Raw genomic sequence first — 13,266 nt, forward strand, 5'->3', positions numbered from 1 at the left:
ATCGTGACGCCGAGCATCATCTGGTGCGGCGAATTCCCCGCGCCGGGGCATGCGCATCACCACCGCGCGCGTCAGCCGCCCTTCACGAAGGGCGAACACCCGGATCCGATTGGCATACGGCTTGCTTGATAGTCATATGACCAAGTCTAATGACTCGTGTGGTTGACTTGAACGAAGGACATTTCTCGGTAGTGCGGTCAACGACAACGATAGGGAATACGAATGAGCCATGTGATTGCCGTCTTGGGCCTTGGGGTGATGGGGTCCGCCATTGCCGCCACGCTGATTGACGATGGTGCGGAAGTCGTCGTCTGGAACAGGAAGGCTGAAAAGGCGCAGCGTCTGCGCGAACTGGGGGGCCGGGTGGCCGAGCGTGCCACCGCCGCCTTTGACGAGGCGGACGTCATCGTCGTCGTGACGGCGACACCGGTTGACCTCGCGGCGGACTTCGAGGCGCTGGGCGAGCGCCTGAAAGGGAAAACGGTGGTCAACCTGGCCACGGGGCGCCCGTCCGAGGTCCAGAAGCTGGATCAAATCGTGCGTGGCGCCGGAGCAAACTTCATCAGCGGAACGATCCAGTGCTTCCCGCCCGATATCGGCCGCGCGAACGCCGTCATCCTTTTTGGGGGCGACGAGAAGATCTGGCGCGAAGTGGAGCCTCTGCTCCGGAAGATTGCGCCGCAATCCACCTACGTCAGTGCACGACCCGACGTGCCGAACGTGCTCGATGCCGGGTTGACGGGCACGTTCGTTTTTGGTGCTGGCGCAGCCTTTCTGGAAGGTCTCAGATTCGTCGTGAACTCGGGCATTTCGATCGACGAGATTCGCGACCTGATTCCCACCTATCTCGCCGGTCAGACTCACTTCATTGAAGGTCTGTTCGAATCCGTGGCGGCGTCCGACTATCAACCGCGCGGCGCAGACCTCGACATCTACGCACGCGCAACCGAACTGTTTCAGCAGGCGCAGGAAGATATCGGGCAGCCGCCGCGAATTCTGAAGGCGCTCCGTGAGCGCATCCTGTCATCCATTGCAGAAGGCAGTGGCGACCGAGGATACGCTGCACTTTTTAATCATTGACAATTTGTTGGAGGATTCATCATGTCGTTGCAGCGCCTTTCAAGTGGTAGCACTCCTGAAGATCTCGCAAATGCGGTTCGGCAGGATGGCGGAGCGATCGTCAAGAACTTTCTCGATTCCGATTTGCTTGCGCGAATCCAGCGTACGCTCTTTGACACGCTCGAATCCGCTCCGAACGGAGTCGACGATTACTTCGCAGGGACACAGACGCGTCGTGTCTCGCGCCTCTTCGCACGGACCGACTGGATGGCCGAGGTTGCATTGCATCCGCTCTATCTGGGTGCGGCGCGCAGCATCCTGCAGACGCCGATCAAGATCTGGAGCGGCGAGAACCAGGTCGATGTCGCGCCCGATATTCAGGTGGGGGTGACGCAAGCCATCCAGATTCTGCCGGGTCAGGGCCTTCAGCCGTTGCATCGTGACGATTCCGTATGGCTCTGGCGGCACCCGAACTATGGGCGCGAGGCCCGGTTCCAGGTGATGGTGGCCGTATCGGACTTCACGGCGGAAAACGGCGCCACGCTCGTCATCCCGGGTAGCCACAAGTGGGACGACGAGCGCATGCCCACGCAGGAGGAAGCCATTCCCGCGACCATGTCGGCCGGCGATGCGCTGTTCTTCATCGGCTCCACGTATCACGGCGGCGGCAAGAACACCAGCGATGCCCCGCGCACCGGCCTGACGATGTCGTATGACCTGGCGATCCTCCGGCAGGAAGAAAACCAGTACCTCACGCTGCCGATCGAACGCGTGAAGCGCTATCCGGAAGAGCTGCAGCGCCTGCTCGGCTGGACGTACGGCACGACTTTCGCCGGCTTCGTCGAGCGTAACGGCCAAATGTCGGATCCGAACGACCTGTTGAAGATGAAGGATTTCCTCGAGGTCGGGCATTTCGATTAACGCCCGGGTTAGGTGATGGAATCGTGACCGGGTTCTCATGCGGAGACCGGGCGATTCCATCATCGGGAGGCATCGTGGCCGCTCGACGGGATGCCTGGATCGGTGCACGGCGAGCCGTTCCGATAGTGCGATTTTTCGGTTGGATGCAGCAGTCTTCGAAACAGTGCCGGTATGAATGCGAGCAAGCGGGCGATTCGATGCCACGCCGCGATCTCGTATTCGTGCAAACGACAAGGAGTCGATCGTGAGTGTCGAAATCAAGGGAATCCGAAAAATCGCGCTGCTTTATACAGGGGCCGTGGTCTGGACGCCTACCTACCTGCTCCCATTCAGCATCGAGGAATCGATGGCCCGGTTCGGGTTGTCCGAAAGCACCGCCGGTTGGCTGGCGTCCGCGGTGCTGCTCTGTCTTTCGCTCTCCATCATCGTTTTCGGTCGTCACACGGCGACGTTGAACAAGAGAACGGGCGCGCTCGCTGCGGCAGCGCTTGCCGTCCTGTCGACGTGTGCGATGTTTTCACATAATTTCTATGTATTCGTCGCAGCGAAGCTGGTTCTCGGCGCCGCGTTGGGCGTCAGCTGCGTGTGCGCGTATGGGGTGATTGCACACGTCAAGCACCCCGAGAAGATCGCGGCGCAAGTCGCCGTTGCGATGGCCGTCATATTTTCCTGTGCGATGTACGTCGTACCGATCCTGAATGTGAAGATGGGTCCTATCGGGGTGGATGCCGTCCAGCTCGCCGTGGTCGTGGCGGCGCTGTTTTTCGGCGCGTTCATGCATCCTGCCGTCAACGCAAGCGAGGAGGCGGTCGCGAAGGACGCCATCAAATCCAGTGACGTCCGAGGGATCCTGATCAGCGCATTCTTCATCTACGTCTCGCAGACGGCCCTCATGGGATTTGCCGCTGAGGTCGCTGCGACCCGGGGCGTCGAAGCGGAGCAACTCGGCATGCTGTTCATGCTCAATGCGGCGCTCCAGTTGCCGGTGGGGGTGGCGGTCAACTGGCTGGGCGATCGCCTGGGTCTGTTCAAACCGATCGCACTGGGACTCGCGCTGTTGATCGCATGCAGCCTGGGCATGTATTGCGTGGGCGGCAAGTGGGCGTTTCTCGTGTCGACGGCGCTCGTCAGTGCCGGCGCCACGCTGGTGGCGCCTTATATGGTGGCGGCACTTTCGCAAATGGATGCCAGCGGAAGAAGCACCGCGACCTGTGCGTCGGCAATCAATCTTGGCCTGACGGTGGGCCCGGCGATTGCGGGCACGGTGTTCAGCGTGGCCGGTTTGCGTGCGGTCGGCTGGCTCTCCGTCGGGTTGCTGGTGGTGCCGATGTTTCTGACCAGCGTGGCGATCCGGCAGTTCAAGGCAAGACATGCCGAAGCCGCGGTCGCCTGACGTGCGCGGCGAAGCGATCAACCGAGCGTGGCCGCACTGACCGCACCGGTACCTGGGGGGCGCCAGCATGCCTGACATGCCAGTGCGGAGCAGACATCGCTTGGAAGCGTCCTCACGCGTCGACAGGCAGCGCAAAAAACTGCCGTGAACGTGGATGACGAACATGGCGGCAGACAAATATCTCGACGATCACGGAGTTTTTTCATGGAACTCAAGTTCTATCTCTATTGCCTGGCTGATCTCGCGTTGATCGTGACTTCGTTCATTTGTGGCGTGAAGTACTTCCGGAAGCGCAATGGTCTCCTCGGATTCGAGTCGCTGGTCGTGACGTTCTCGGCAACGAATTTGATGATCAATGCCTTGACCGGCAAGGCGATCTTTTTCAGTATCTCGCTTTTCTGCGACGCGTTTTCAAGAGGCTTCGGCGTGCCGATCATCATCGTTGCGGGCATGATGTCGGTTACGCATCGATATAAACCATCGATTGTCGGCGACGTGTTGTATGCGGTGGGTGCGCTGGTGGGGACGGTCATCCTGTGGACCGCGGATTTCATGGTTGGGCCCAAGCCGTACTTCTATCTGGTGATGTGGTCGTTGTTCTCGCTTTACCTCATTTACGTTGTCAAGAAACTGGCGAATGCCGGAGAGTATCGTAATGCAGCAAGTATGATCCTGACGCTCGTATCCACGCAGATCATTGCGAGCGTCTACGACTTCTTTCATATCCCTGGCGACAGCGATCATATGATCTTCTATATATTTGCATTGCTTTCTTGGTCTTATATGTCGGTTTCTCTGTATTACGCCTATTGTGCGCTGGAACGGGTGCAGGAAAAGGAAGGGAATCTGATTCGGGGTTATACCCTTGGTCGCCTGGAGCGAAAGCCGCAGTAATGGTCGCGTTCCTGCGGGAATGTATTTGAATCTTCATGCGAGAGATCGGATATGGCTACCTTGATCGTGAGTTATCCCGCTGTAGAGGGTATGGAATTTGATCGTGAGTACTATCTCGCCACCCACGCGTCGCTCGTACGTGAGGCGTGGGGAGAATGTGGCCTCCAGTCGGTGGAGGTTCTGTTTCCGGCTCCGGGCCCACAACCTTTTGCCTGCGTCACGCTGCTGCGTTTCAACGATCAGGCTGGAATCGACGCCGCGCTGTCGTCCGCCAGAACAGCCGACGTGGTCGGCGATGTGCGGAACTTCACCCAGGTCCAGCCGGCGATCTTCCGGGCGGGCGACTGATTGGCACGACGTGATGCCTTGCGCTGAAGCGCGTGCGGCGCCGCGCTTGGCGGCCTTCCGGCGCGTTGTCGCGCCCCTGTTGGGCAGTGAGCGTGCCGTTGCTGGAAGGGGAGGCGGCGGCAGACGGAATGGGCGACGGCAATTTGTCGAAGACGCGGTTCGGTAGTGAATCGCGTGTTGCCTGACACCACGCCGATCGATCGCTCGCGAGGCCACTCAGGGCGTTGACGCCGGAAGAACTCACCGGGGAATACAGCCTTCCGCCGTGGGCCGAAGGCGCGTGGAACGTCCGGTATTAACGCTGCACCGTGTCCAGGATATCCAGGCGGCTCACCGCCACCGCCTTTTGCTTGATCGCGCCAAACGCCGTTTCCGTCGCCTCGAGCGTCCGCGCGATGTCTTCGTCGGTATGGCTCGCCGTGAAGAACATGTTGTGCCACGGGTGGAGATAGGCGCCATTCTTGATGACTTCCGACGTCCACGCCCGGCCGCGCGACACGAGCTCGTCGTCACCCGCGAACAGCATCTGGGGCATGACGCTCGGCCCGGTCTGCTTGAGTTCGAAACCATGGCGCTCGGCTTGCTCGGCGAGGCCGGCGCGCAGTGTGTCCGCCAACCGCCTGGTGTGTTCGAGGTAGTCGGTTTCACGTACCAGGCGCAGCGTTTCGATGGCCGCGGCCATCGGCACGGCCGAAAGCCAGTAGGAGCCCGTGACGAAAATGTTCGTCGCCGCCTCTCGTGCCTTGTCCGAACCGAGCACCGCCGCGATCGCATAGCCGCCGCCGATGGCCTTGCCCCAGCAGCTGAGGTCCGGGTGCACGCCCCAGTCCGACCATGAGCAATCACGCGACAGGCGCAGCCCCGTGCGGACCTCGTCGACGACCAGAAGCGCTTCCTGCTCGTCCGCGAGGCGACGGCATTCCTTCGCGTACTCGATCGACGGGAAAAACTGGTCGTAGAGCACTTCGTGCCGGAACGGCGTCGCGTAGATGGCCGCTACGTCACCGTCGACGCTCTTGACGGCGGCATTGAGGCTCTCGAGATCGTTGTACTCGAAGTAGACGACGTGAGCGCGGTCTTCCTTGGTGATCCCCGTCGTATAGGGCACGTTCCACGGGGACGCACCATGGTACGTGCCGCGCGCAACGAGAATTTTCCGTTTCTCGCGATACGCGCGCGAGATCACCATGGCCATCGACGTGGCGTCCGAGCCGTTCTTGCAGAACATCGCCCAGTCGGCGTGGCTGACCTGTTGGGTGAGCGCCTCGGCAAGCTGAACCATCACCTCGCTCGGGCCCGTCGCCGTGTCGATCTTCTGCAGCTGGAGGGCCGCGGATTGCTCGATCCGCTCGTTGCCGTAGCCGAACAGGTTCGTGCCGTAGCCACAGACGTAGTCGATGTACTGGTTGCCGTCGACGTCCCAGAGATGGGCCCCTTTCGCTTTTGCGAAGTACAGCGGGAAATCTTCCGTCAGATACTTGACGCTCTGGTGACCGTACATCCCGCCCGGGATGACCTTTTCGGCTCTTGCGAACCACTCGTTCTTCCTTGCCAGCCTGTCCATGTGCGACTCCTTGTGAAAAATTCGTTCTGGGAACGTCAGACCCGATATCAAGTCTCGTGACTGAGTCATGTGACCATGTATTCGAACCCCTGGGATGTTGGGGAATGCCGCATCCGAAATCTCGCGTCTCGTCGTTGGATCGACGTGCCGGCTAACTCGCTGCGCGAATGCAGCCTTGCTGCGTCACGCGGACCGCATTCGACACGATCCGCGCGCGAGGCTACGCCGGCATGTTCGATCTTGCCAGCGGAAGCCTATTGGCTCGAGTCGTAGTGCTCGATATGGTAGAGGACCATGAATCCCGGGCTCAATACAAGAAGGAGCCCGACAACGAGAGAGATTGCGACGAATAAACGCTTCACCATGATCACGCTCCTGAGTTGGATGAGGTGCAATAGAAAGTCGATTCTTGAGGGCCATCCCCGGAAAGGCGCGCAATCCCCGCATCGTTCTCAAGATCGCAACGCGATTCGTCAGGTCGATCTTCATATGGTGTTTCGCTGGCGGTGATGCTGTCGTGGCCCACGCATGTGCATCACGGAATCCGTGGAGGGGGATCCCCCTCCCGGACGGATGCAGGTGTCTGTTCGTGGCTCAGAGACCGAGATGCGTCGCGATATCGTCGTAGTCGACTTGCCACAGGCCCGGCGTGCCGGCCGGATATTGCGAGCGGAAGCCGATGATTCGCTGAACGCGTTTCGACAGGCGCCGCACGGTGTCCATCTCGACAATGAAGGGGTACGCTTCCTCCGGCGTCAGGTAGGACGGTTGCATCGGAATCGTGAGCCCGCGCCGGCGCTCGTTCTTCGTCACGTTCGCGCCGCCACCGTGGATCACCTTTCCGCTGAACAGCAACGCGTCGCCGGCATCCATCTCGGCGGCAATGGTCATGTCGGGCGCGCCCTTGCTGTCGAAGTAATCCTCGTCCCAGTTCTGGCTCCCCGGGATGATTCGGGTGGCGCCGTTTTCCTCGGTGAAGCGCGTCAACGCAATCATGAGGTTGGTGAATACCGTCGGCCCGTTGACGCCGAGCGCGCACAGGGGCGGGAAATTGCCGACGTCGCGATGCAGCATCTGTGCCGTGTTGCCCGGGCCGATGTCGATGACCTGCGCGGTCGAAAGCCACCAGTCGCCGGACTCTTCGCGGTACAGCACCTCGCCGAGTTCATGAAAGAGGTCGTCGTCCAGCACGTCTCCGAACGTCTTGCTGTGCGTGACCATGTTCGTCAGGCGCTTCGTATAGGTGCCGTGGAATTCCTTGATCAGTTCGTTGTCGTGCGATGACCCTTCGCGAAGCCGCTCGAGCGGCGCATCGACCTCGCGATTGATGTTCGCGACCTGCTCCTGGGTCAGATAATTCTTGATTCGGACTCCACCATATTGGTTCATGAGCGACACGATCTCTTGCGCGCTGGTCTGTTTGGGAACGGTGGGGAGCGCGTCCTGAATGGTCTGAATAGTTGCGTTCATGTTTGCCTCAAAGTTGCGTGGACGGGTAAACCAGACGCGGCGTCACGTTCTGATTCGGGTGGTGATCCGGACATCAAGTCGAATTTCTGACTGAGTCATTTGACTGCGTATGCCTTCGCTTACTTCCATTCGTTCCTGTTACGCCAGTTGACGGAACACGCACGTGGTTCCCGACGTTGTCGCCACCTCCGGGTGCTCCAGTACTGGTCCCGGAAGCGACAGACATGAAGGTATTCGCCGGGTTTTTCCGGTGACCCGGCGTATTCGCGACAAATCAGGTCAAGTGACCAAGTCGTATGATCGAGGAAGTTAACATGGCGTTTTTCGACGGTCGATCATGGTTAACCCGTCGCTTTTGAAGGGTGTTGCTGATGAAAGGAGAGCGGTCGTTCCGGCGTGGATGCGAAAGGTGTGATCACGCGTGGCGCGGTGTGACGAGGCGTGATTCGGGATCGAATGGCCACGCCGATGACGACGTTCCTCGGCACGTTCAGTCTTACGCTCGGGTTCGCGCATCCGGGCGGGCTCAGTGTGGCGCGAACCAGGCAACCGGGCACGCAAGCCGCTCGCTCGTCACAAGCGTCCGCGTGCGGGACCGTTTCCCGTCCCCTTGCGTGCGCCACGATCGACATCCTTCCCCGGCACACGGTCCACGGACGATTTTTCAAGCCCTTGTCAATTCCGTCCCGACGCCACGGCGCGTGACGGCTTCTGCACGACCAAGCGCCGTGAGATGCGTGAACGCCGTGGCTTGAAGGCACGCAAGTATTTTTGCAGGGGGCTCGCGCGCTGAGCCAGGCACGGAAATCGCTCCGGCCCGCAATGAAACGCTGCACGACACATGCCCGTCGTGTTTCGGTGAGGCGCTTCACCCAGCGATTTCGCGATCTATTGTCATGAGGGCAACGCCATGCACGCATTCACGAACTGGAGCCCATTGGTCTCGCTGATCGCCGGGATTCTCATTCTGGTGGTACCGCGTCTGCTGAACTACATCGTCGCAATCTACCTGATCGTCATCGGACTGCTCGGGCTGTTCGGCGGACATTTCCACTGACGCGCCGCATCGGCGTCTAGATACGTTCGACGCGTACCTCGACTGAATCCCTAGGCACCGTCAAGCGCGTGCGGCCGAGCAGTGCGTCCGCGGGCGCGGTGCCGTCCGGGTTCAACGGCTTCACCTTGTTGAACGTGACGGAAAAGTATTCCGGCGTGACGGTGGCCGATGCATAACCCTGCGCGTCGTGGTCGGCGTGGCACAGATCGGGGTTGTTCGCCGTCAGGAAGCGGTCGAGCCTGGCCGGGGTCGCCACGATCGACGCGAGCGGTGTGCCGTTCCATGCGGCTTTCAGGTACGTATAGAAGGACATGCTGCTGATGCCGGCGCAGACGAAATCGACGATGACCGGCACGCCCGTCGCGGGATCGGGATCGTCGCGCACGACGCCGCCCTGAAAGGCATGCAGGTCGCCGGTGATCGCGACGACGTTACGGATTCCGTGCTCCCGCAAGTAAGCGAGCAGTTCGTGCTTGTGCGCGGGATAGCCGTCCCATGCGTCGCAATCCACCACAAGGCGGGCCGCCGGCGCCGCGGGTGCGCCCGGCATCACGAACCACAGACGGTTCAACATTACTTCGTTACCCCAAACTTTCCAGGTGGCCGGCGAGTCCTTCATCAAGGTTTTCCACCATCGCGTCTGTTCCGGGCCGAGCATGGACGGCGGGCGGCCGAGCTGCCGCGTTTCGCGCGCCTCTTCACGTTGCAGCACGTCCTGCTTGACGAAGTAGCGCGAGCCGGCTGCGTCGTCCCCATGCACCGGGTCGTGCCCGTGCGCACGTGCGATAGCGGCTTCGCTCACGACGTGGTCGTCGCGATACAGCCGCTCGTCCGTCATCACCAGATGCATCAGCATGCCGAAACGAAAATCGCGGTAGATGCGGATGTTCATGTACGACGGATGGTCCGGCTCGAAGCGCACATCGTCCCAATCCACCGGCATGTATTCCGCCCACGCGCGACTGGCGTTGCGGCGCCGCTGCGTTTCCTGCCGCTCCTCGTTGGTGTAGACCTGATGGTCCTGCCAGCAATCGTCGGAAAATTCGTGGTCGTCCCAGATCGCAATCATCGGCAGGCGCTGGTGCAGCGTCTGCAGGCGCGGATCGGTTCGATAGGTGCGATAGAGCGTCCGGTAGTCGTCGAGCGTGTCGGCATACGCGCGGCCGTCCGCGAGCACCTTGCCGCCGCTCAGGTGCGGCGGAGGATGCGCCGGTTCGGCACGGCCGGGGGGAGCGGTCCCGACCGTTTCATAGATGTAGTCGCCCACGTGCACGACGAAATCGAGGTCGCGCTCGTCGGCCAGCAGCGTCATCGCTTGCCAGTGGTTGACGCTCCAGTCCTGGCAGGTGAGCCACGCGAAGCGAACCCGTTCGTTGGCCTCGTTTGCCGCCGGCGCGGTGCGCGCGACACCCGTCATGCTGACGTCGTCGCCGGCGACGAACCTGTAGTGGTAGGTGGTCTTCGGCGAGAAGGCCGTCACCTTCGCGCGCACGGTGAAGTCGTAGAGGGCCAGCGCCCGCAACGGGACGCGGGCGACGAGCGTCGAGAAATCCGCCCGCGTCGACACTTCGAGTCGCAGCGGGACCGCACGCGCAACGCCTTTTGCATCGTGCTGCACGCCGCTGGATACCGGAACGCATCGCGTCCAGAACACGATGGAGCGATCGCGCGGATCACCGCTGGCAACACCTTGCGGGAATCGAAGGAGGGGCTTGCGCACGGGGCTGCCCCGCAGGGGCGCCGGTGAAACGTCGTGCGTGACGGCGGCGGCCGCAATGGTAAAAAAAGCCGACGACTTGAGGAAATGGCGACGATCCATTGATCCTCCCGATCGACATCCCGCGGATGCGGGAAGCGCCGCGGCGGGCGCCTGCTTCTCGCGCCCGGCAGCTTGCCACCGCTCCCGCCGCGCGCGGCAGGGGAGCAATCGCTCTGGAACGTTACTGCGAAGCACGACGACCGGAAAGTCGTGAGAACCCCATTTCGAATGCCCGCACGTCATCTGGCGGAAGGCTCCTGTCCGCAGGAACGCGTCTTGCTGGATACCGGGCAGCAAACTGGGGGAGTGAGCAATGCACATCGGCCACAGCGTCGGCAAGGCGGCCGCGTGGCTTGCCGTGAGCGTCGCCCTGGCGCTTGCCGCGCTGGTGATCGTCATCGTGACGTTCGACTGGAATCGAGCCCGGCCCTGGATCGATGACAAGGTGTCGGACGCGATCGGACGGCAGTTCGCCATCAACGGCGACCTGCAGGTCGGGTGGCGTCGGCCCGCGAGCGAGCACGGCTGGCGCGCCTGGGTGCCTTGGCCTCGATTCATCGCACGCAATGTCACGATCGCCAACCCCGACTGGGCGCGCACGAAGTATTTCGTCACGCTGGACGCGATCAGTTTCGAGGTCGAGGCGCTGCCGCTGCTGGCACGCCGCATCGTGATTCCGGCAATCGATCTGGTCAATCCGTCCGTCGACCTCGAACGCCTGAAGGACGGGCGATCCAACTGGACGTTCAAATTCAAGCAGTCCGCCCAGTCGGGCCGATGGGCGCTCGACCTGCATGAGATCGCGTTTGCCCAAGGCAATCTCGGCTACTACGACCAGCAGAAGCAGTTCGACCTGAGCGCGGTGATCGACACGCTCGGCCAGCCGATTCCGTTCGACGCGGTGATGAAACAGCAAGAGGCGTTGGCGCACCACGAATCGGCACGGGCCGTCGGCCCGGCGGGTCAAAAGAAGCTCGCGGCCCAGGCGCACGCGGGTGCGGCGCAACCGGTGGTGCCTGCATCGGGTGCCGAAGCGGCGTCACGCGCATCGGCAGCGGCTTCGCAAGCCCTGGCCGCGGCTTCCCATGCTGCTGCGACGACATCCGGCACCGCGATCGCGCCGGCTGCATCAGGCCCGGTGGCGGCGTCGAACGCCCGCGCAACCGCCGCACCGGGCTCGGCGGCCTCGGCGCCTGCGGCCTCCACCGGCGTCGGCACTTACACGATCGGCTGGACCGTCAAGGGGACCTACAAGAAGGGCAAGGTCGCCGGCACGGGCAAGATCGGCAATTTGCTGGACGTGCGGGGCGCGCAACGTCCGTTTCCCGTTCAGGCCGATTTGCGCTTCGGCGATACGCACCTGGCGCTGGTCGGCACGCTGACGGACCCGTCTCACCTGGCCGCGGTCGATCTCCGCCTGTGGCTGGCGGGCACCAGCATGGCGAAGCTGTATGACGTCACGGGCATCACGCTGCCCGAAACCTCGCCCTATGCGACCGACGGCCGGCTGGTCGGCCAGTTCCGGGCGTCCGGGAACGTCTTCAAGTACGAGAACTTCACGGGACGCGTCGGCGGTAGCGATCTCGGCGGCACGCTGGTGTACGTGTCGCGCGAACCGAGGCCGTTGTTGTCCGGCACGCTGGAGTCGAGGCTGCTGCAGTTCGCCGACCTCGCGCCGCTCATCGGCGCCGACACGAATGCCAGCAAGGCGCGGCGGGGCGCCGCGGTCGCCCAGCCCACGAACAAGGCGTTGCCGGTCGAGACATTTCGCACGGACCGCTGGAAGAAGATCGACGCCGATGTCCGATTCACCGGTCGGCGCATCGTCAAGACCGCGAGCCTGCCGATCACCGACCTGTCGACTCATCTCGTGATGCGTGACGGCGTGCTGACGCTCAACCCGCTGAACTTCGGTGTCGCGGGCGGGACGCTGGCGTCGAACATCCACCTGGACGGCAGCGGCGTACCGCTCAAAGGGCGGTTCTCGCTGCAGGCGCGGCATCTGAAACTCAAGCAACTGTTCCCGACCTTCACGGTGATGCAAACGGCGCTCGGCGAGGTCAACGGCGATGCCGCGCTATCGGCCACCGGCAATTCGCCGGCGGCGCTGGCCGCGACTGCCAACGGCGAGGTGAAGACCTTGGTGACCGACGGCACGGTGAGCCTCTTGCTGATGGAAGCCGCGGGGCTGAATGTCGCCAACGTGGTGTACGAAAAACTGTTCGGCACACGTGACGTCAAGATCAACTGCGGCGTGGCCGACTTCGTGGCCACCAACGGCGTGCTCGACTCGCGCGTATTCGCGCTCGACACCGAGGATGCGGTGATCGGCATGGACGGCAACGTGAACCTGCGGGACGAGACCATGAATCTGACGATCCATCCGCATACCAAGGGATTCCGGGTGATATCGCTCCGCTCGCCGCTGTACGTCACCGGGTCCTTCAAGCAACCGCACGTCGGGGTGAAGGCGGGCCCGCTGATCGCGCGGGGCGGCGCCGCGGTCGGATTGGGCCTGCTGAACCCGTTCGCCAGTCTGCTCGCGCTGCTGCAACCTGGCCGCAGCCGCCCGTTGCCGTGCGGGCAGATGCTGGCCGACATGGAGCGGCGCCCGACGGCGCCACCGCCGGGCGTTCGGCAGAAGACGAAGGCGGCGCCGGCGTACATCAATGCGCCGTCGGCGGCTTCCTCGGCTTCCGCGCCAGTGGGTGGCGAACTTCGGCATGCGGAGTGAGTGAGGTGTGCGATAGCAACGCGGATGCTTCGCGCCCACGTGGGTGCAGCCAGCGCGTGTCGTCGAT

The 13,266-nt window shown here is 62.4% G+C and carries 10 protein-coding genes; 7 read left to right on the plus strand and 3 right to left on the minus strand.

Annotated features, from left to right (window positions below):
• The first annotated feature begins 222 nt into the window (after window positions 1-222).
• The 5 genes from CFB34_RS38325 to CFB34_RS38345 all read left to right on the plus strand — a co-directional run bounded on the left by CFB34_RS38325 (window position 223) and on the right by CFB34_RS38345 (window position 4,615).
• Window positions 223-1,080, plus strand: coding sequence for an NAD(P)-binding domain-containing protein (locus tag CFB34_RS38325; protein WP_242808788.1), 858 nt, complete (start codon window positions 223-225; stop codon window positions 1,078-1,080).
• A 21-nt stretch (window positions 1,081-1,101) separates the two neighbouring features.
• Complete coding sequence (locus CFB34_RS38330; RefSeq protein ID WP_089429440.1) at window positions 1,102-1,980, plus strand: phytanoyl-CoA dioxygenase family protein; 879 nt, start codon at window positions 1,102-1,104, stop codon at window positions 1,978-1,980.
• Between the two features lie 244 nt (window positions 1,981-2,224).
• Window positions 2,225-3,373, plus strand: a complete 1,149-nt coding sequence (locus CFB34_RS38335) for an MFS transporter (protein ID WP_242808789.1) — start codon at window positions 2,225-2,227, stop codon at window positions 3,371-3,373.
• A gap of 204 nt (window positions 3,374-3,577) precedes the next feature.
• Window positions 3,578-4,267 (plus strand): hypothetical protein, encoded by a 690-nt coding sequence (locus tag CFB34_RS38340; protein ID WP_089443981.1) that lies wholly within the window; start codon window positions 3,578-3,580, stop codon window positions 4,265-4,267.
• A 51-nt stretch (window positions 4,268-4,318) separates the two neighbouring features.
• A complete protein-coding gene (locus CFB34_RS38345; RefSeq protein ID WP_089443982.1) occupies window positions 4,319-4,615 on the plus strand; it encodes an EthD family reductase in 297 nt (98 codons plus the stop codon).
• Between the two features lie 295 nt (window positions 4,616-4,910).
• On the opposite strand, the gene CFB34_RS38350 is transcribed toward CFB34_RS38345, so the two are convergent.
• Together CFB34_RS38350 and CFB34_RS38355 are read right to left on the minus strand one after the other, a co-directional pair.
• Entirely contained in the window at window positions 4,911-6,179 is a 1,269-nt protein-coding gene (locus CFB34_RS38350) for an aminotransferase class III-fold pyridoxal phosphate-dependent enzyme (protein ID WP_089443983.1), read from the minus strand.
• 594 nt (window positions 6,180-6,773) lie between these two features.
• Entirely contained in the window at window positions 6,774-7,649 is an 876-nt protein-coding gene (locus CFB34_RS38355) for a phytanoyl-CoA dioxygenase family protein (RefSeq protein WP_089443984.1), read from the minus strand.
• A 910-nt stretch (window positions 7,650-8,559) separates the two neighbouring features.
• Between CFB34_RS38355 and CFB34_RS38360 the strand changes: the two genes are divergently transcribed.
• Window positions 8,560-8,706: a DUF3096 domain-containing protein gene (locus CFB34_RS38360; protein ID WP_089443985.1), complete on the plus strand. Its 147-nt coding sequence runs from the start codon at window positions 8,560-8,562 to the stop codon at window positions 8,704-8,706.
• Window positions 8,707-8,722: 16 nt separating this feature from the next.
• Here the strand turns inward: CFB34_RS38360 and CFB34_RS38365 are convergent, their stop codons facing one another.
• Window positions 8,723-10,525: an alkaline phosphatase D family protein gene (locus CFB34_RS38365; RefSeq protein WP_089443986.1), complete on the minus strand. Its 1,803-nt coding sequence runs from the start codon at window positions 10,523-10,525 to the stop codon at window positions 8,723-8,725.
• A 253-nt stretch (window positions 10,526-10,778) separates the two neighbouring features.
• Between CFB34_RS38365 and CFB34_RS38370 the strand changes: the two genes are divergently transcribed.
• Window positions 10,779-13,199 carry an AsmA family protein gene (locus CFB34_RS38370; protein ID WP_089443987.1) on the plus strand — a complete coding sequence of 807 codons (2,421 nt, stop codon included), beginning with the start codon at window positions 10,779-10,781 and terminating at the stop codon, window positions 13,197-13,199.
• Window positions 13,200-13,266 lie beyond the last annotated feature (67 nt).

Origin of the sequence: Burkholderia sp. HI4860 (assembly GCF_002223045.2) — a bacterium.
Taxonomy (GTDB): Bacteria; Pseudomonadota; Gammaproteobacteria; order Burkholderiales; family Burkholderiaceae; genus Burkholderia.